General features: G+C 59.4%; 17 protein-coding genes. 8 read left to right on the top strand and 9 right to left on the bottom strand.

The features are described 5' to 3' along the window. Window positions 1–459 (top strand): nickel-dependent hydrogenase large subunit (locus tag NDI87_RS04460; protein WP_296273596.1); only part of this gene is annotated, 459 nt, incomplete at its 5' end. Further along, window positions 456–1,049 (top strand): hydrogenase maturation protease, encoded by a 594-nt coding sequence (locus NDI87_RS04455; protein ID WP_296273595.1) that lies wholly within the window; start codon window positions 456–458, stop codon window positions 1,047–1,049. The genes NDI87_RS04460 and NDI87_RS04455, both read left to right, overlap by 4 nt. A 12-nt stretch (window positions 1,050–1,061) precedes the next feature. Here NDI87_RS04455 and NDI87_RS04450 read toward each other — a convergent pair whose 3' ends face one another. Genes NDI87_RS04450 through NDI87_RS04435 form a run of 4 tightly spaced genes read right to left on the bottom strand, consistent with a single transcriptional unit; the run spans window position 1,062 to window position 6,244 of the window. Beyond that, complete coding sequence (locus NDI87_RS04450; RefSeq protein ID WP_296273594.1) at window positions 1,062–1,502, bottom strand: CBS domain-containing protein; 441 nt, start codon at window positions 1,500–1,502, stop codon at window positions 1,062–1,064. 34 nt (window positions 1,503–1,536) lie between these two features. Then, complete coding sequence (locus NDI87_RS04445; protein WP_296273593.1) at window positions 1,537–2,592, bottom strand: 2-oxoacid:ferredoxin oxidoreductase subunit beta; 1,056 nt, start codon at window positions 2,590–2,592, stop codon at window positions 1,537–1,539. Next, on the bottom strand, window positions 2,589–4,403 hold the full coding sequence (locus NDI87_RS04440; protein ID WP_296273592.1) for a 2-oxoacid:acceptor oxidoreductase subunit alpha: 1,815 nt from the start codon (window positions 4,401–4,403) through the stop codon (window positions 2,589–2,591). The genes NDI87_RS04445 and NDI87_RS04440 overlap by 4 nt, the downstream gene beginning before the upstream one ends. Continuing rightward, window positions 4,400–6,244, bottom strand: a complete 1,845-nt coding sequence (locus NDI87_RS04435) for an FAD-dependent oxidoreductase (RefSeq protein ID WP_296273591.1) — start codon at window positions 6,242–6,244, stop codon at window positions 4,400–4,402. Before NDI87_RS04435 ends, NDI87_RS04440 begins: the two co-directional genes overlap by 4 nt. Before the next feature lie 223 nt (window positions 6,245–6,467). On the opposite strand from NDI87_RS04435, the gene NDI87_RS04430 reads away from it, so the two are divergent. Then, on the top strand, window positions 6,468–6,971 hold the full coding sequence (locus tag NDI87_RS04430) for a hemerythrin domain-containing protein (RefSeq protein ID WP_296273590.1): 504 nt from the start codon (window positions 6,468–6,470) through the stop codon (window positions 6,969–6,971). 285 nt (window positions 6,972–7,256) lie between these two features. On the opposite strand, the gene NDI87_RS04425 is transcribed toward NDI87_RS04430, so the two are convergent. After that, window positions 7,257–8,579, bottom strand: a complete 1,323-nt coding sequence (locus NDI87_RS04425; protein WP_296273589.1) for a porin — start codon at window positions 8,577–8,579, stop codon at window positions 7,257–7,259. A gap of 429 nt (window positions 8,580–9,008) precedes the next feature. Between NDI87_RS04425 and NDI87_RS04420 the strand changes: the two genes are divergently transcribed. From NDI87_RS04420 to NDI87_RS04410, 3 genes are all read left to right on the top strand, one after another. Beyond that, on the top strand, window positions 9,009–9,995 hold the full coding sequence (locus NDI87_RS04420; RefSeq protein WP_296273588.1) for a porin: 987 nt from the start codon (window positions 9,009–9,011) through the stop codon (window positions 9,993–9,995). Between the two features lie 295 nt (window positions 9,996–10,290). Beyond that, complete coding sequence (locus NDI87_RS04415; RefSeq protein WP_296273587.1) at window positions 10,291–11,328, top strand: porin; 1,038 nt, start codon at window positions 10,291–10,293, stop codon at window positions 11,326–11,328. A gap of 129 nt (window positions 11,329–11,457) precedes the next feature. Continuing rightward, a complete protein-coding gene (locus NDI87_RS04410; RefSeq protein ID WP_366028315.1) occupies window positions 11,458–11,850 on the top strand; it encodes a HigA family addiction module antitoxin in 393 nt (130 codons plus the stop codon). 5 nt (window positions 11,851–11,855) lie between these two features. Here NDI87_RS04410 and NDI87_RS04405 read toward each other — a convergent pair whose 3' ends face one another. Both NDI87_RS04405 and NDI87_RS04400 read right to left on the bottom strand, forming a co-directional pair. Then, entirely contained in the window at window positions 11,856–13,094 is a 1,239-nt protein-coding gene (locus NDI87_RS04405; RefSeq protein WP_296273586.1) for a multidrug effflux MFS transporter, read from the bottom strand. A gap of 9 nt (window positions 13,095–13,103) precedes the next feature. Then, complete coding sequence (locus NDI87_RS04400; RefSeq protein ID WP_296273585.1) at window positions 13,104–13,580, bottom strand: CopD family protein; 477 nt, start codon at window positions 13,578–13,580, stop codon at window positions 13,104–13,106. Window positions 13,581–13,851: 271 nt separating this feature from the next. Between NDI87_RS04400 and groES the strand changes: the two genes are divergently transcribed. Next, complete coding sequence (gene groES / locus NDI87_RS04395) at window positions 13,852–14,142, top strand: co-chaperone GroES (RefSeq protein WP_296159662.1); 291 nt, start codon at window positions 13,852–13,854, stop codon at window positions 14,140–14,142. Between the two features lie 165 nt (window positions 14,143–14,307). Beyond that, the gene (groL, locus tag NDI87_RS04390) at window positions 14,308–15,960 is read left to right on the top strand and encodes a chaperonin GroEL (RefSeq protein ID WP_296273584.1); all 1,653 of its coding nucleotides are present in this window, start codon (window positions 14,308–14,310) and stop codon (window positions 15,958–15,960) included. 90 nt (window positions 15,961–16,050) lie between these two features. Here the strand turns inward: groL and pgi are convergent, their stop codons facing one another. Then, complete coding sequence (pgi, locus tag NDI87_RS04385; RefSeq protein WP_296273583.1) at window positions 16,051–17,619, bottom strand: glucose-6-phosphate isomerase; 1,569 nt, start codon at window positions 17,617–17,619, stop codon at window positions 16,051–16,053. Window positions 17,620–17,680: 61 nt separating this feature from the next. Further along, a complete protein-coding gene (tal, locus tag NDI87_RS04380; RefSeq protein WP_296273582.1) occupies window positions 17,681–18,628 on the bottom strand; it encodes a transaldolase in 948 nt (315 codons plus the stop codon). Window positions 18,629–18,675: the final 47 nt, after the last annotated feature.

The raw sequence follows: 18,675 nt of genomic DNA, 5'->3' as shown, positions 1-18,675 counted from the left end.
CCGGTGCACGCCACGCTGGCCTACCACTGGGCGCGCATGATCGAGATGTTGCACGCGGTCGAGGTGATTACTGAGTTGCTGGCGGACCCGGCGCTGCTGTCGGGCGATCTGCTCACCAGCGGTGTGCGCCAGCGCCACGGTGTCGGCATGATCGAGGCGCCGCGCGGCACGCTGATCCACGACTACGAGGTGGGCGACGACGACCTGGTGACGCGCTGCAACCTGATCGTGTCCACCACCCACAACAACCAGGCCATGAATGAGGCGGTACGCGCCGTGGCGCGGGACTATCTGGACGGACAGGAGCTCACCGAGGGCCTGCTCAACCACATCGAAGTTGCCATTCGCGCCTACGACCCCTGCCTGTCCTGCGCCACCCATGCGCTGGGCCAGATGCCGCTGGAGGTGACGCTGCTGGGGGCTGACGGCACATTGCTGGACAAGCTGCAAACATCATGAGCCGTCAACCCTTGCGCTCATTCACAGTGCCCACACCTCCAACCGGATCCCGTCATTGCGAACGCAGTGAAGCAATCCATGACTTCCAACCGCATGGACTGCCACGCTGCGCTCGCAGTGACGAGTCAAAACAGCCTGCCCCGCTGCTGGTGCTGGGCTGGGGCAACCTGAGCCGCGGCGATGATGCGCTGGGGCCGCTGTGCTTAGCCGCTCTGCGCGAGCAATTGCCAGAAAATTTACAGGATCAGGTCGAGTTTTTGGACGACTACCAGCTGCAGATTGAGCACGCACTGGACCTGATGGACCGTCAACGCGTGCTATTGATTGATGCCAGCCAGAGCTGCCTCGCGCCGTTTCAGGTCACCGAACTGCAGGCGGTCCAGGATGCCAGCTTTACCACCCACGCCCTGTCGCCGCAAGCCTTGCTGCAGGTTTACCAGGATGTACAGGGGACGCCGCCCCCGCCCTGTACCCTGCTGGCCATTCGTGGCGAACAGTTTGAATTGGGCGCACCACCCAGCCCGGCGGCGCTGGCGCATCTGACAAGCGCCTTGGCCTGGGCTGGCCAGTGGTTGCTGGGCACCCATTAAGCCTTTACAACATCAACCCAGCGCGTCGTTCACCTGCTCGTTGAATTCCGCCAGACTCTGTGCCGTCTGGACTTCGCGCGGCAGGGCGTCGCGCACCGAGAACACGCCCAGAATCTTGTTGTTGTCGGTGACGATGGGCAAATGCCTGAAACCGCGCTCGATCATGATCAGCACCGCGTCGGCCACCTTGGTCTCGGGCACCACACAGAGCGGGCCGCGCGTCATGATGTCGGCCACCGTGGTGGTGGCGGGGTCGAGTGACTTGGCCACCAGGCGGGTCATCAGGTCGCGCTCGGTCACGATCCCCAGCAGCGTGTTGCTGGCGTCGATGACAAGCACACTGCCGCAATTGGCCCGGGTCATGACACAGGCCGCAGAATAAACCGTGGCGGTAGGCACCACGCTGACCACATGGCGCTGGGCCATCGATTGAAAAACAGTGCGTTCGGGCATGGCAGACTCCTAGGATGTCATTGGGCTACAGGGTTCAACGCAGTGACGCGTTGATTTTTTCCAACGCTTTGGCGCCCGGATTGAGTTGCGCGGCGTTCAGGGTATTGAGCGGCACGGCACAGGTGTTCATCGCCATGTGCAGGTCGGTGGCCAGCGGGTCCACGTACAACAGGCCGGTAACAACCTCGCCGCGCGCCTGATGTTGCTGCATGTAGCCCATGGCGGCATAACGGTCGGTGGGATCGTAATCGGTATGCAGTTTGCGCAGGCGCAACACCGAACCGTCGTGCTGCTCCACCTCGACGAGCTCGCCGGGGGCGTAGTCGGTGGTGATCTCGTGCCCGGGCGTGATGAAGTCAATGCGGCTCACGGCTTCGTTGTGCTGACGCACATAGTCGTAGCTCTTGGTGCTGCCGCCGTGGTTGTTGAAGGTCACGCAGGGGCTGATGACGTCGATGAACGCGGCACCGCCATGCGCCATGGCACCCTTGATGAGTGGCACCAGCTGGGCCTTGTCGCCGGAGAAACTGCGCGCCACAAAGGTGGCCCCGAGTTGCAGCGCAATGCCCACCAGGTCGACCGGGCTGTCGCTGTTGATGACGCCCTTTTTGCTCTTGGAGCCACGGTCTGCGGTGGCCGAGAACTGGCCCTTGGTCAGGCCGTAAACGCCGTTGTTTTCGACAATGTAGGCCATGCGCACGCCGCGCCGCATGGCATTGGCAAACTGGCCCAGACCAATCGAAGCCGAGTCGCCGTCACCCGAAATGCCCAGGTACAGCAGTTCGCGGTTGGCCATGTTGGCACCGGTCAGCACCGAGGGCATGCGACCATGCACGGTGTTGAAGCCGTGCGAGGCGCCCAGAAAGTAATCTGGCGTTTTCGAGCTGCAGCCGATGCCCGAGAGCTTGGCCACACGGTGCGGCTCGATGTCAAGCTCCCAGCAGGCCTGGATGATGGCCGCCGAAATGGAGTCATGACCGCAACCGGCGCACAGGGTCGAAATACGGCCTTCGTAGTCACGCCGGGTATAGCCGACCTTGTTGGTGTGCAGGGTGGGATGATGCAGCCTGGGTTTGGCGATAAAAGTCATACCAGCTCCTTTTGCACGCTGTCGTGAATGTTGCGGATGATGAAGCGCGCGGTGATGGGCGTGCCGTCGTAATGCAGCACACGCACCAGCTTGGCGGGGTTCACTTCAAGTTCATTGATGATCATGGCGCGCATTTGCGCGTCGCGGTTTTGTTCGACCACAAACACCTTGTCGTGCGCCGCAATGAAGTCAGCCACCGATTGCGGGAACGGGAAGGCGCACAGGCGCATGGCATCCACATGGTCGCCGTTGGCTTCGAGCACGTCCAGCGCCTCGCGCATGGCGGGTGTGGTGGAGCCGTAGTAAATGATGCCTAGCTTGGTGGGCGCGGCCGCTTTTCGGAACACCGGCTGGGGCACCATGTCTGCCGCCGTCTTGAACTTGCGCAGCAGCCGCTCCATGTTGTAGATATAGTCCGGCCCGGCCTCGGAGTACATGGCCTGCGGGTTGCGCGTGGTGCCGCGGGTAAAAAAGGCGCCCTTGCTGGGGTGGGTACCGGGCAAGGTGCGCCACGGAATACCGTCGCCATCCACATCCTTGTAACGGCCAAAGGGCTTGCCGGCCTCCAGTTCTTCGGCAGTCATGACCTTGCCGCGGTCGTACTCCTTGGCGTCGTCCCAGACAAAGGGTTTGCACAGGCGCTGGTTCATGCCGATGTCGAGGTCGGTCATGACAAAAATGGGCGTCTGCAGGCGCTCGGCCAGATCCAGCGCTGCGGCCGAATGGGTAAAGCACTCGTGCGGGTCCTGCGGGAACAGCAGCACATGCTTGGTGTCACCATGCGAGGCGTAGGCGCATGACAGCAGGTCAGCCTGCTGGGTGCGCGTGGGCATGCCGGTGGACGGCCCGCCGCGCTGCACGTTGATGATCGTCACCGGAATCTCGGCAAAATAGGCCAGGCCGATGAACTCGGTCATCAGCGACACACCCGGACCCGAGGTGGCGGTAAAGGCCCGCGCACCGTTCCAGCCCGCGCCGACCACCATGCCAATCGAGGCCAGCTCGTCTTCGGCCTGCACGATGGCAAAGCGGTGTTGCCCAGTGGCCGGGTCAATGCGGAATTTTTCGCAGTATTTCTGGAACGCCTCGGGGATCGAGGTGGACGGCGTGATCGGGTACCAGGCAGCCACCGTGGCGCCACCATACACCAAGCCCAGACCGGCGGCGCTGTTGCCGTCGGTAAAAATCTGGTCGCCGACGTTGTCCGCGCGCTGCACGCGGATGCCCAGCGGCGCCTGCATGTGCTGCTTGACGTAGTCGCGCCCCATGTGCAGCGCCTTGATATTGGAGTCAAGCAGGCGCTCCTTGCCCTTGAACTGCTCGGCAAAGAGTTTTTCGAACACCTCGGCGTCCACATCGAGCAGCACCGACAGGGCGCCCACGTAGATGATGTTCTTGAACAACTGGCGCTGGCGCGGGTCGGTGTAGGCGTTGTTGGCAATCTCGGTCAGCGGCACGCCCATGGTGTGCACGTCGTCGCGGAACTTGTCGGCCGGCATGGGCCGGGTGCTGTCGTAAAACAGGTAGCCGCCCGATTCGATCTCGGCAATGTCGGCATCCCAGGTTTGCGGGTTCATGGCGACCATCATGTCGACGCCACCGCGGCGGCCGTGGTAGCCCTTTTCGCAGACACGGGCCTCGTACCAGGTGGGCATGCCCTGGATGTTGCTGGGAAAAATGTTGCGCGGGCTGACGGGCACGCCCATGCGCATCACCGCCTTGGCAAACAACTCATTGGCCGAGGCAGAACCCGAGCCGTTGACATTGGCAAACTTGATGACGAAATCGTTGATGGCTTCTATGCGCTTCATGCGGCCTCCGGTTGGGCAATGTGGGCTGCAGGGGTGGCTTTGGCATCTCTGCACTTTGGCCCCGCCTGCATGGTGTTGAGCAGGAACTTCTGCATGTCCCAGGCCCCGGTGGGGCAACGCTCGGCGCACAAACCGCAGTGCAGGCAAACGTCTTCGTCCTTCACCATGACGCGGCCGGTCTTGAGCTCGGCGGACACATACAAATCCTGCCCGGCATGGGTGGCTGGCGCCTTGAGGCGGGTGCGCAGGTCGGCTTCATCGCCATTGGCGGTGAAGGTGATGCAGTCCATCGGACAAATGTCAACGCAGGCGTCGCACTCAATGCAGGTGTTGCGGTTGAACACGGTCTGCACGTCGCAATTCAGGCAGCGGCTGGCCTCCTTGAACGCGGTGGCGGCGTCAAAGCCCAACTCGACCTCGATCTTGATGCTGGCCAGTGCGGTTTCGGCTGCGGCCCATGGCACCCTGAAGCGCACATCGTTGGACACATCGTTGCGGTAGCTCCACTCATGGATGCCCATTTTTTGCGACATCAAATTGACCGTGGGCGGTGGCCGTCGCGCCACGTCCTCACCATTGAGCAGCCGGTCGATCGACACCGCCGCCTCGTGCCCGTGGGCCACGGCGGTGATGATGTTCTTGGGTCCGTAAGCCGAATCACCGCCAAAAAACACGTTCGGCAGGGTGGACTGGAAAGTACCTTCAGTCAGCACCGGCAGGCCCCATTTGTCAAACTCGATGCCGCAGTCCCGCTCAATCCAGGGGAAGGAATTTTCTTGGCCGATGGCCACCAGCACCGTGTCGCATTCCAGCAGCACGTCGGGCTCGCCGGTCGGCACCAGGCTGCGCCGGCCCTTGGCATCGTATTCGGCACGCACGATCTCGAACCTCATGCCGGTCAGCTTGCCATTCACATGCTCGACGGATTTGGGCACGTGGTAGTTCAGGATCGGAATGCCTTCGTGCTGCGCGTCTTCCTTTTCCCAGGGCGAGGCTTTCATTTCCTCAAAACCGCTGCGCACCACCACTTTCACATCCTTGCCGCCCATGCGCCGCGCCGAGCGGCAGCAGTCCATGGCGGTGTTGCCGCCGCCAAGCACAATCACGCGCTCGGCCACGCTGGTGGTGTGGCCGAAAGACACGTTGGCCAGCCAGTCGATGCCAATATGAATGTGGGCCGCCGCCTCGGCGCGACCCGGCACATCGAGTTCGCGCCCGCGCGGTGCGCCACAGCCGACAAACACCGCGTCAAAATTTTGGGCCAACAGCGCCTGCATGGAGTCAACCCGCTGGTTGTTGACGAACTTCACCCCCATGTCGAGGATGTAACCCGTCTCCTCGTCAATCACCTCTTCGGGCAACCGAAACCGCGGGATCTGCGAGCGGATGAACCCGCCCGCCTTGGCCTCGCCTTCAAACACCGTGATCTCGTAACCCAACGGGGCCAAATCGCGTGCCACCGTCAGGGACGCCGGACCAGCACCGACGCAAGCAATACGTTTGCCATTGCTGGGTGCAATGGCGGGCATGCGGGCCGTCACATCGTCCTTGAAATCAGCGGCCACGCGCTTGAGGCGGCAAATCGCCACCGGCTCGGGCTTTTTGCTGTTGTTCTCTTCCACGCGCCCGCGCCGGCAGGCGGGCTCGCAGGGGCGGTCGCAAACGCGACCCAGAATGCCCGGAAACACGTTGGACACCCAATTGATCATGTAGGCGTCGCTGTAGCGACCCTGCCCGATCAGGCGGATGTATTCGGGTACGGGGGTGTGGGCCGGACAGGCCCACTGGCAATCAACGACCTTGTGAAAATAGGCCGGGTTGGTGACATTGGTAGCTTGCAAAGTGGTCTCCTTGCCCTGCAAACGCTTGCGAAATGGTGCTGCAGGTGTGGTTGCATCCTACGCCGATCCATCGCTTTAACGCATGCCACGCCCTCCGAATTTGCCAATTTGCTGATCTAGATCAAATATATTTCTCCGTCAAAAATCGACTGGAATCTTGATTTGGCTCAAAGATCCGGACCGATCGGCCGCCAAAATGGATTCACCAAGCCCAGGAGAAACCATGAATCCCCTACAGCACATTGAACAATTCAAGACCCTTGATGCCTGCCACCAGCAAATTCATCAGCAATTGGCCGAGTTGGCAGATCTGCTGGAGCGCCTGGACACCGAGAGCGACAGTCCCCATTGCCGTCAAAAAGCCAAAACCATCGAGGCCTTTTTTTCAGAGGTTGCACGGCCGCACCACGCCGAGGAAGAAAAAAATATTTTTCCAATGCTGCTGGCCAGCGACAACGTCGAACTGGTACAGGCGGTGCGCACCTTGCATCAAGACCATGGTTGGATTGAACAGAACTGGCTGGAACTCGCCCCCATGCTGCGCGCCATTGCCCAGGGTGAAGACTGGCCCGACATGGCCGAACTCAAGCACAACGCCGAAGTATTTGTGAGTCTGTGCCACGACCACATCATGCTCGAAGACTCGCTGATCTATCCCGAGGCCAAAGCGCACCTGATCGAAGAATTTGCCAGCCGGGCGGCACGGCTGGCGCAGAAAACAACGTAATCGCACCGCCGCGCGCCAATTAGGGCTGAACCTGTCCCACTTTAATACGTTGCCGCACAAGGACGCCGATTTGACCCGAATTGGAAGTGGCTGGCCGGCGAGTGGTCATGGATACACCTGCTTTGGGTGCGATCCCTGTTGCGCTGCGCACGCAGACCGTCGGAAACCTGACATCGCGGCAATTGGCCATTCAGAACGCGCTCGATACCTTGATACCTTGTTTGGCAGCTTTAAAATGGCAAATTCGGACCTGCGGGTCTGCACCCGCAGGTGTGCGCCGGGAGATCAGAAGCGGTGGCGAATGCCGAAGGCCAGACCGGTGGAATCTGTGCCTGCTTTTTCTGTCACACCTCCCAGGTAGCCATTGCCGCCGGGTGCCACCTGCGCCTTGTCGCTATTGTCAAAACGAACCAGCACAGCGTTCAGGTCGGTCCGTTTGGACAGCGCATAGGTGTAGGCAGCACCATAGGACTTGAGATCCGCGTTGGCCGGCCGTTTGTCGTCAAACTGGTTGTAGGCCACCGAAATGGTGTGGGGGCCAGTCACATTGCGATACCCAATGTGGAACAGGGTGCCATCTTGTTTGAAGGCTTCAACGAAGGCATTTTGTACAGGCACGGCAACACCTGCAAGCGGAGTCAAGGCCAACTTATCAGCAATGCTGTACATGCCTGTTGGATGGTCATCCTTGATGGTGGCTACCAAAGTACTGATCTTGCTGCTCCCCATGTTCATGGACGCACCCAACACGGTTGTCGTCAAAGCCTTGTCGCCCAGTTCATTATTCTTGGTGTTGTAGCCAATGCCCACCGAGAACTTGTCGGTTTTATAAGCCGCGTTAATGCCAAGCAGGCGCTCCTTGCTCGCACTGTCCTTCTCGCCTAGCGCATACATCAGGGCGCCCGAAAAGTCATTCTTGACGATGCGATAAGCCAGCGCATTGGACGCGCGAATTTCAAAAACGGCCGGGAACTGCACGATCTGACCCGCCGACAAAGCTGACTGCGTCTCCATAATGTCGAAGGTGCTAAAGGTTTCATATCCGGGCGTATATTGACGCCCCGCTAACACAGCGCCCACTGGCGTGATCAATCCGACCCAGGCTTGGCGGTCAAATGCGCGGTTGCCGCTGGCACCCACATTCACACCATACTCGTTCAGCAAGCCGGATACGCCAGCCGCGCCAAAAACAGCGGGCACAGCCAAGTTGTAGGCACCTTGTATCGCGGGGTTTACGGAAGTAAGGCCCAGCGCAGTTGCAGTTGTCATACGGTCATACACCTGATTCCCCGAAATCGGTCGATTGTTATTCGCCCCCGTATCCAGTTCCACCCGGCTTTCCAGCGTAAAGATCGCCTTGTATCCGCCGCCCAAATCTTCAGTACCCTTCATACCCCAGCGCGAACCTTCCATGATGCCGCTCGCCACTTGGGTGACCGTGCCGGTCTTCAGACCGCTGACCGAGGTGACGCCGACATCGGCCAAGCCGTAGAGCGTCACGCTCGAACCGGTTTGCGCCTGCGCCAAACCTGCGCAGCACAGCGCACTGGCCAGCGCCACATGACGAAGACCCAATGCCATCGTTTTTGAAGTAGATTGTTTGTACATGATGTTTAAAAGAAGTGAGGGAACACCTAGCAAAGAAAAAGAACGACCGTGCCTATTTTGTAGGGACCCATTCACCACGACAAGGCACCCGAATCAAACAACGCACCTGATTAGTGGTTTTCCCCACAGGGGTTTTCCCTTATTTGGTGCAAATGACAAAACCCAACCCAATGCTTGTCCGCATGGCAAGCATCAGCGGCCGGGATACCAGCCTGGATCACGTTGCCATGACCGTCTTGCCGGGGTACTGACCGCTATCTGTCGTGCAGCGGCAACAAAATAAGCCCAAAAAAGGCATGTAACTTGCTTGCCCCCAACCCGAATGACACTTTTGAGTGTCTTCATGGTGAAATAAATCCTGTGGTGTCCTATCCACCGCTTCAAAACAAACAGGAAAAAGTGTTTTGATTTTTAACTAAGGAAATTTTTATGAAAAAGAGTCTGATTGCTTTGGCAGTTCTCGCTGCTTCCGGTGCATCTTTTGCACAATCTGTAACCCTGTACGGTCTCGCGGACGTCTGGTTTGGCAGTGTCAAACACGAAGACGGTGTTGCCGGCACCAGCCAGAGACAAACCAAACTCGACAGCGGTGGCGTCAATACTTCACGCTGGGGCCTGAAAGGTTCCGAAGACCTGGGCGGCGGCTTGAAGGCCAACTTCAAGCTGGAGCAGGGCTTTGCCATGGACACTGGCACAGCAACTGCTGGTCAGGCTTTTTCTCGCGAATCGTATGTTGGCTTTTCTGGCGGCTTCGGTGAAGTCAAGCTCGGCAAGGTCTGGACCGCCTATGACGACGTGAGCGGCGCTTCCAATGCCGTGTTTGACTCCGCACTGTCCCCCATGAACCATGTGTTCGCAAGCACGGGCTACTCCGGCAATCCCGGCAACACCATTTATTACGCAACCCCGGCCATGGGTGGCTTCGGAGCTGCAGTTAGCTACAGCCTGGATGAAAACGTTGTCGGCGCAGCCAAAGTCGCCAGCGTGCAAGTGTCCTATGGCGCTGGCCCCTTGAACGCACATTTGGGCTACCAAGTGGAAGATGTTGGCACTTCAGCTGACACCAAGTTCACCCGCCTGGGCGCGTCTTACGACTTCGGCGTTGCAACCGCCAAGGCCACTTACGGCAAGGTAGACAATGTGGGTGGCGTGAGCGGTGCTGATGCAACCGACTACCAACTCGGCGTTGATTTCCCTGTGTCCGCTGCCCTGACCGTTTCTGCCAGCTATGCCCAGTCCGATGACAGCAATGCCGGCTTCGAACAGACCCGCAAGGGGTTCGGTATTGGTGCCACCTACACGCTGTCCAAGCGCACCTTCCTGTACGGTGGCTACGAGGCTGACACGGCCACCAACAACGCTGCTGCCGATGACAAGCACAGCCTGTTCGCCGTGGGTGTGCAACACCGCTTCTAACCTGATGCTGACGCAAGTCAGCTGACGGTTGATACCTGAAAACCCCGCCCGGGCAACCCGGCGGGGGTTTTTTCATTGAGACGCGCCAACCAGGCAAGCACCCTCGCTCACCTTGCTTCATCTGTTGCAAACCCACAACGGATGCACCCGGTTTACATAGGTTTACAGGGTCTTTTAGGGCCAAAGCGGCTGGTGTCTGTTTCAATACGTTCAACTTCCTGAAACAGGAGGTTGGCTCTGGGTTCTGAATCAAGTTGGGTTCAGCACCTTATGTTTAACCTTGGAGAACTTTGAAATGAAAAAATCCCTGATTGCCTTGGCCGTTCTGGCTGCTTCCAGCGCCGCTATGGCCCAATCTTCCGTGACTCTGTATGGCCGTCTGGACGCCAGCATTGGCCAGAAGACCACCGAAACCACCGGTGCAAATCCAGTTGCCGAAAACGACCAAACTGCCATCGATGCCAGCAACCTGAATACCACCTTCTGGGGCCTGAAAGGCACTGAAGACCTGGGCGGCGGCTTGACAGCCAATTTCAAGCTGGAAAGCAACTTCAACATTGACACCGGCACCATCGGTTCTGGCAGCACCCTGTTCGAGCGTACCGCTACTGTTGGCCTGGCCGGCGGTTTCGGTGCTGTGAACCTGGGTCGTCAGTACACCGCTTATGACTCTCTGCGCGGCGCAACGAACAACGTCTGGGACTCCAACCTGGCCACCACCGGCGCCGTATGGGCCACTGGCGTGAAAGATTACACCAACCGTATCCACAGTTCCGTGCGTTATGACTCTCCAGTCTTCAGCGGCTTCAGCGGTTCCGTTGCTTATGGTTTCGGTGAAAACGAAGCTGTAATAGGCAACGTTGGTGACGCAACCGACAGCGTTAGCGTGCACGTCAAATATGCTGCCGGCCCGCTGCTGGTAGGTTACGCACACCAGGAAGAGAAACTTGCGCAAGCTGCACTGACAGCTGCACAAGTCACCAACAAGTATGACTTGCTCGGTGCTTCTTATGACTTCGGCGTTGCCAAGTTGACCGGTAGCTACAACCAGGCCAAAGACGGCACCTCCAAAGACAAAGAATACCAAGTGGGCGTGAGTGTTCCGTTTGGTGCCTTTGCCGTGGCCGCTGGTTACAGCAATGCCAAGAGCGAGCGCGGTGGTTTTGCTGATCTGGAAGGCGAAGGCTACACCCTGGTTGGCACTTACGACTTGTCCAAGCGCACAACTGTGTATGCTGGCTACAAGAACACAGAAGTTGAGTCTCGTGCCACCAACGGCGTGAGCGAGACGGAGTCTTCCGTTTTCGCCCTCGGCGTTCGCCACACGTTCTAATCTGACGCTGATGCAAGTCAGCTGACGGTTAAAATCTGAAAACCCCGCCAGGGCAACCCGGCGGGGTTTTTTAATTCCGGTACTGACAACTGACGCGAGGCAGATTACCGTCTTCATCATGATTAAAAGCTGCAAGCACAAGGGATTACAAAAGTTTTTGAAGCCGGGAGTGCTGCCGGCATGCAGGCGACTCATATAACTCGCCTGCGTTTGCAGTTGGCTGCACTGCATGCGGCTCATGATCCGGATGACCTGAAAACGCCGGTTGGTTGGCGCTTGCACTCACTTCACGGTGATATGAAAAACCGCTATGCCTTGGTGGCTCTGCGTATTGGCGTATCGCGCCAAGCCTTTTCGAAACTTCTCAACGGCAAAGCTGGCGTCAGTGCCGAGATGGCTTTTCGGCTAGCCGCCGCACGCCAGACCAGTGCCGAATTCTGGCTGGGTCTGCAACAAGCCTTTGACCTGTGGCAGGTTCGCCAGTCAGGGCCGCCTAAAGTTCAGCGACTGGCGCGTGATTGACCCACTCACCGCACCGGATGCTCGATGATCCGCCCGATGTCGGGCCAGCGGTGGTGCAGCCAGATCCAGGCAAACAGGCCCACTGACAGCATGGCCAGCGAGGCGGCTGCCAGCGCCACGGTGGAGTGCATCACCAGCGGTGCAATCACACCCGCCACCACGCCATTGGCGCTGGCGCCAATGAAAGCCTGCAAGCTCGATGCCATGCCGCGCCGATCGGGGTGCAGGTCCAGCACCAGCAGCGTGATCACCGGCACCATCATGGCCCAGCCCAAGGCAAACAGGGCCATAGGCAACATGGCCCATGCCACATGCGCGGTAAACAGCGCATTGGCCAGCAGGTTGACCAACGCGATGCCGAGCATGATTAAAAACCCATACTTGATTTGCTGCTTGGGCGCCAGCCGACCCGCCATGCGGCCACTGACAAAAGCACCGCTCATGATGCCGCCGATGTTGAGCACAAAAAACCAGAAGAACTGCGTCGGCGCCAGCGCCAGGTGCTCGCCTAAAAATACAGGCGCGGACAGCACATACAGAAACATGCCGTTAAAGGGCACACCGCTGGCCAGCGCCAACAGCAAAAAGCGCGGGTCCAGCCCCAGTTTCCAGTAGCCCTGCAACAGGTTGCTGAGCTTGAGCGGCTGGCGCTGGGTGACATGCAGGGTCTCGGGCAGCAGCTTGTAGTTGGCGCCCCACAGCACCACCCCCACCAGTGTCAAGAACCAGAACACACTGTGCCAGCCAAGGTGGGCAAACAGCACGCCGCCCACCATGGGCGCGATGGCCGGGGCAACACCAAAGAAAATGGTGATTTGACTCATCACCCGCTGCGCCTGTGCCGGGGGAAACATGTCGCGCACGACGGCGCGCGACACCACAATGCCGGCCCCGGTGGTGAGGCCCTGCACCGCCCGGAAAAACACCAGTTGCCCAATGCTTTGCGACAGTGCGCAACCCATGGAGGCCAGGGTGAAAGCCGCCAGCCCCCACAGCACCACGGGCCGGCGTCCGATGCTGTCAGACAGCGCGCCATGAAACAGGCTCATGAAGGCAAACCCGAACAGGTAGGCTGACAGCGTTTGCTGCATCTGCAAGGGCGTGGCGTCCAGTGAACTGGCAATGCCGGTAAATGCCGGGATATAGGTGTCTATGGAAAACGGCCCGAGCATGCCGAGCGTGGCCAGCAGCACCGCCAGCGCCCAGCGCGGCGCGCGCCACAGTTGCTTGGCGTCCGGGTTCACCCGCGACCCTTAGCGCGGCACACCGAGCAGGGTGACCAGCACAATCAACACGCCCAGGCTAAGGTTCACCAACACCCAAGTGCGGATTTGCGCCAGCACGGCAGCCCCTGCCGGCCAGTCCGCGGCCTGCGCCACACGGCTCAGACGCTGGTAGAGGACGAAACGGATATGACCAAAAATCAGCATCATCAGGATGCCCAGCGTGGCCATGATTGTCCACTCCAGCGGCATGCTGAAATGTGCTCCGGCCTGCACCATCTGCTTGGCCACCTGGCCAATCATCCACAGGCCGCTGACCAGCGTCACGGCCATGGCAGCCAGTACCGCGCTGAAAAACCGTCCGAGCACCGCGTGCATCAGGCGCACCCGCACGGCAGACTCAAACGCCCCCAGGGATGGACGTAGAAAGAAATGGGCAAACACCATGCCGCCAATCCAGACGATGATGGCCAACAGATGAAGGGTTTTGAGGACGGAGTAGAGCATGTTCAGGATGTGTATTTTGTGGTCAGGTGACAGAGTGTGCCTGAAATAGCTGATTATTTCCGAACCACAAACTATTGCGCCGGCGCGCCGCAAAAATCACAAAAATTAAGCCCTTCCCCTTGAAAGTCTTGCAAACGGCCTTATCATTAGCACTCGAAAGAGATGAGTGCTAACAAACCGGTTGGCATGCACTCCGACAGTTACAAATCACCAGATTTTCTATTCTGGTGATTTTTTGTTAACCCCTGTTTCAAACTTTATAGGAGTCCCCATGAAACTTCGTCCCCTGCACGATCGCGTGATTGTCAAACGCGTAGAAAACGAAACCCGCACTGCTTCCGGCATCGTCATTCCTGACAGCGCCGCCGAAAAGCCTGATCAAGGCGAAGTACTGGCCGTTGGCCCAGGCAAGAAAAACGACAAGGGCGAAGTCAGCCCCATGGCCGTCAAGGTTGGCGACCGTGTGTTGTTTGGCAAGTACAGCGGCCAGACCGTCAAGGTCGATGGCGACGAACTCCTGGTCATGAAAGAAGACGACCTGTTTGCAGTTGTGGAGAAATAAAGCTACTGCGCAGGCGCCATGCGTCGTTGCGCGGTGCTCGCAATCCTCACGTACAGAAGTACGTTCCGGTTGCTGTGCTCCGTGCGCCTAGCCTGACACCTGCTCGCTACGCTTTCTTCCCCCACAACCCGTTTGTAATTTATTGAAATATCTGGAGAAATCATCATGGCAGCAAAAGACGTAATTTTTGGCGGCGAAGCCCGCGCTCGTATGGTTGAAGGCGTGAACATTTTGGCCAACGCGGTCAAGGTCACGCTGGGCCCCAAAGGCCGCAACGTGGTGTTGGAGCGCTCTTTCGGCGCCCCCACCGTGACCAAGGACGGTGTGTCCGTGGCCAAGGAAATCGAGCTCAAGGACAAGCTGCAGAACATGGGTGCGCAGATGGTCAAGGAAGTCGCTTCCAAGACCTCTGACATCGCTGGCGACGGCACCACCACCGCCACCGTGCTGGCACAAGCCATCGTGCGCGAAGGCATGAAGTACGTGGCCGCCGGCATGAACCCGATGGACCTGAAGCGCGGTATCGACAAGGCTGTGACCGTGCTGATCGGCGAACTCAAGAAGGCCTCCAAAGCCACCACCACTTCCAAGGAAATCGCGCAAGTTGGCTCGATTTCTGCCAACTCTGACGAAACCATTGGCAAGATCATTGCTGATGCGATGGACAAAGTGGGCAAAGAAGGCGTGATCACCGTGGAAGACGGCAAGTCGCTCGAATCCGAACTCGAAGTCGTCGAAGGCATGCAGTTTGACCGTGGCTACCTGTCACCCTACTTCATCAACAGCCCCGAGAAGCAATCCGCGCTGCTGGAAAACCCCTTCGTGTTGTTGTACGACAAGAAGATCAGCAACATCCGTGACCTGCTGCCCACGCTGGAGCAAGTCGCCAAGTCGGGCCGTCCGCTGCTGATCATTGCTGAAGATGTCGAAGGCGAAGCCCTGGCAACTTTGGTGGTCAACACCATCCGTGGCATCCTGAAGGTGGTGGCAGTCAAGGCGCCAGGCTTTGGCGACCGTCGCAAGGCCATGCTGGAAGACATCGCCATCCTGACCGGTGGCAAGGTCATTGCTGAAGAAGTGGGCCTGACACTTGAAAAAGTGACTCTGGCTGACCTCGGCTCGGCCAAGCGCATCGAAGTGAGCAAGGAAAACACCATCATCATCGACGGTGCCGGCCCGGCTGCTGACATCGAAGCCCGCGTCAAACAAGTGCGCGTGCAAATCGAAGAAGCCACTTCCGACTACGACCGTGAAAAACTGCAAGAGCGCGTGGCCAAGCTGGCCGGCGGTGTTGCCGTGATCAAGGTTGGCGCTGCCACCGAAGTCGAAATGAAAGAGAAGAAAGCCCGCGTTGAAGACGCCCTGCACGCCACCCGCGCTGCTGTGGAAGAAGGCATTGTGGCTGGTGGTGGCGTGGCGCTGTTGCGCGCCAAGCAAACCGCTGGCACCATCAAGGGCGACAACGCTGACCAGGACCACGGCATTGCTTTGGTACTGAAAGCCATCGAAGCGCCGCTGCGCGAAATCGTTTACAACGCCGGTGGCGAAGCCTCTGTGGTGGTGAACGCGGTCATGGCTGGCACGGGCAACTACGGCTTCAACGCTGCCAACGACACCTATGGCGACATGATCGAAATGGGTATTCTGGACCCAACCAAGGTGACCCGCACGGCGCTGCAAAACGCAGCGTCTGTGGCTTCGCTGATGTTGACCACCGAGTGCATGGTGTCTGAGTCTCCAAAGGATGACTCAGCCGGAGGCGGCATGGGCGGCGGTGACATGGGCGGCATGGGTGGTATGGGCGGCATGGGCATGTAATACCCGGCTGGCTCGCGCCTCCAAAATCCGAAACCCTGCAGGGCGCGAGCCTTGCAGGGTTTTTTTATGTTTTTGACCGGCGTCGCGCGCTCAGCGGCGCAATCCTGCCAGTAAACCTGCCGTGGAGGCATCGAGGCCAACGACATCGCCGCTCAGCAACCGCGCTTCGACGTCCTTGGCCAGCACCTTGCCCAGCTCCACACCCCACTGGTCAAAACTGTTGATGCCCCAGACCGAGCCGCTGACAAAAACGCGGTGCTCCTGCAAGGCAATCAAGGCACCCAGGCTGGCAGGATTGAGCTTATCGAGCAGCAAAAAGGTGCTGGGGCGATTGCCGGTAAAGTGCTTGTGGCCACCGGCGTCCGCCTTGCCCAGCATGAGCGCCTGCGCCTGCGCCAGCACGTTGGCCAGCAACAGCGTGTGGTGGCCGGGCAGATCATGCCGGGGTGTCTTGACCGCGACAAACTCCACCGGAACCACGTCGGTGCCCTGGTGCAGCATCTGGAAATAGGCGTGCTGGCCGTTGGTGCCGGGCTCGCCCCAGATCACCGGCGCCGTGCCATAGGGCAAGGCGTCGCCACTGGCATCGACCCGCTTGCCGTTGCTTTCCATTTCCAGCTGCTGCAGGTAGGCCGGGTAACGCTTGAGCGCGCTGTGGTAGGGCGCCACCGAGCGGCTGCTGAAACCATGAAAATTGCGGTACCAGACGTCCAGCAGGCCAAGCCGAACCGGCAGGTTGTGCGCCAGCGGGGCGCTGCGAAAGTGTTCGTCCATGGCGTGGGCACCGGCCAAGAAGTCCCTGAACCCCTGGGCGCCTATGGCGATCGCGAGCGGCAGGCCGATGGCCGACCACACCGAATAACGCCCGCCCACCCAGTCCCAAAAACCAAAAGTGGTGCTGATGCCAAAAGTCCTGGCCGCCGCCACGTTGGTGGTGAGCGCGGCGAAATGCCGGGCAATGTCGCTGCCGCCATTGGCCTCAAACCAGGCCTTGGCAGACAGCGCGTTGGTCATGGTCTCGATGGTGGTGAAGGTTTTGCTGGCCACCAGAAACAGCGTGCTCGCTGGCTTGACTTTTCTGAGCACCGCGTTGAGTTCGTGCCCGTCCACATTCGAGACAAAGTGAAAGCGTTTGCCGGTCAGCACGAATTCGTCAAGCGCCAGCACCGCCATTTGCGGGCCCAGGTCCGAGCCGCCAATACCAATGTTGACAATGTCGGTGATCTGCGCATCAGAACGCACTGCTTCAGCAAACGCCAGCATCGCGTCCAGCGTGGTGTGCACCTCGTGTAGCGTCTCGGCCATATGCCGGTGCACGGACTGCGCCGGCATGGCGGGGTCCAGCGGTGGCGTCCGCAACAACCAGTGCATCACGGCGCGCTGCTCGGCGTTGTTGATGGCTTCGCCCGCAAACATGGCATCGCGGTGCGCCGCCAGCCCGGTCTGCTGCGCCAGTTCCAGCAGCAGCGACTCTGTAGCCGCATCGATCCGGTTTTTGGACAGATCGGCAAACACATGGGGCGCGCTTTGGCTGAAGGCCTCGAAGCGCGCCGGGTCAGCAGCAAAGGCGCTACGCACATCAAAAGTGCGTCCCGTGGCCTCAAACACGGCCTGCAATTGGCCCCAGGCGGGGGTGTGGTCACAACGGGTACGGTTCATCAATCACCTCATTGGTAAAACATGCGCGAATGCCATGGAAAAAAGCGCAGCGGCAGATGTCTCACGCGGCGAGCAACATCTGATCAAGCTTGCCGGCGTCGGCACAAAATGCGCGAATGCCCTCGGCCAGCTTTTCGGTGCCCATGGCGTCCTGGTTCAGCGCAAAGCGGAAACCGGCTTCATCAAAGTCAACGCGCGCCAGGTCCAGCGTTTGGACGGCCTGGGCATCGAGCGCGCGCACCAGCGGTGCCTTGCTGTCAGCCAGTTGCGCCAGCAAGTCCGGGCTGATGGTCAGCAGGTCACAGCCGGCCAGCGCCGTGATCTGGCCGATGTTGCGAAAACTCGCGCCCATGACCTCGGTGGCAATGCCAAATTTTTTGTAGTAGTTGAAAATTTGCGTCACCGACCGCACGCCGGGGTCGTTGGCGCCCGCATGGTCGGCCTCGACCCAGTTGGCGCCGGCTGATTTTTTGTACCAGTCGTAAATGCGACCGACAAAGGGTGAGATCAATTGCACCTTGGCCTGGCCGCAGGCGACCGCCTGGCAGAACGAGAACAGCAGCGTCAGATTGGTGTGAATGCCGCGCTGCTCCAGCCGTCTGGCCGCCTGGATGCCTTCCCAGGTGGCGGCCACCTTGATCAGCACGCGGTCAATGTGAATACCCTGCGCCTGGTACAGATCGATGAGTCGCTCGGCGCGGGTATAGGTTGCATCGGTATCAAAGCTCAAGCGGGCATCGACTTCGGTGGAAACCCGCCCCGGAATGAGCGAGAGGATCTCGCAGCCAAAACGCACCAGCAGACGGTCGGTGATCTCATCGAGCGCACGGTCACGGTACTGGGCCACGGTTTCGGTCAGCAGGGAGCGGTATTCGGGCTTTTGCACTGCCTTGAGAATCAGCGACGGGTTGGTGGTGGCGTCGGTGGGCTGAAAGGCTTCAATTTGCCTGAAGTCGCCGGTGTCGGCCACCACGGTGGTGAATTGTTTGAGTGTTTCGAGTTGGTTCATACATCCATTATCAGCCGACAAATCAGCATGAAATACATGACAGTTAC

The organism is Rhodoferax sp. (assembly GCF_023701345.1).
Taxonomy (GTDB): Bacteria; Pseudomonadota; Gammaproteobacteria; order Burkholderiales; family Burkholderiaceae_C; genus Rhodoferax.
The sequence above is the reverse complement of the archived record's forward strand: the minus strand, read 5'-3'. Positions and strand labels throughout refer to the sequence as shown.

Coding starts and splice junctions, on each gene's coding strand:
- NDI87_RS04455 (WP_296273595.1), top strand. CDS start 456: ATGAGCCGTCAACCCTTGCGCTCATTCACAGTGCCCACACCTCCAACC.
- NDI87_RS04450 (WP_296273594.1), bottom strand. CDS start 1,502: ATGCCCGAACGCACTGTTTTTCAATCGATGGCCCAGCGCCATGTGGTC.
- NDI87_RS04445 (WP_296273593.1), bottom strand. CDS start 2,592: ATGACTTTTATCGCCAAACCCAGGCTGCATCATCCCACCCTGCACACC.
- NDI87_RS04440 (WP_296273592.1), bottom strand. CDS start 4,403: ATGAAGCGCATAGAAGCCATCAACGATTTCGTCATCAAGTTTGCCAAT.
- NDI87_RS04430 (WP_296273590.1), top strand. CDS start 6,468: ATGAATCCCCTACAGCACATTGAACAATTCAAGACCCTTGATGCCTGC.
- NDI87_RS04425 (WP_296273589.1), bottom strand. CDS start 8,579: ATGTACAAACAATCTACTTCAAAAACGATGGCATTGGGTCTTCGTCAT.
- NDI87_RS04420 (WP_296273588.1), top strand. CDS start 9,009: ATGAAAAAGAGTCTGATTGCTTTGGCAGTTCTCGCTGCTTCCGGTGCA.
- NDI87_RS04415 (WP_296273587.1), top strand. CDS start 10,291: ATGAAAAAATCCCTGATTGCCTTGGCCGTTCTGGCTGCTTCCAGCGCC.
- NDI87_RS04400 (WP_296273585.1), bottom strand. CDS start 13,580: ATGCTCTACTCCGTCCTCAAAACCCTTCATCTGTTGGCCATCATCGTC.
- groES (WP_296159662.1), top strand. CDS start 13,852: ATGAAACTTCGTCCCCTGCACGATCGCGTGATTGTCAAACGCGTAGAA.
- groL (WP_296273584.1), top strand. CDS start 14,308: ATGGCAGCAAAAGACGTAATTTTTGGCGGCGAAGCCCGCGCTCGTATG.
- pgi (WP_296273583.1), bottom strand. CDS start 17,619: ATGAACCGTACCCGTTGTGACCACACCCCCGCCTGGGGCCAATTGCAG.
- tal (WP_296273582.1), bottom strand. CDS start 18,628: ATGAACCAACTCGAAACACTCAAACAATTCACCACCGTGGTGGCCGAC.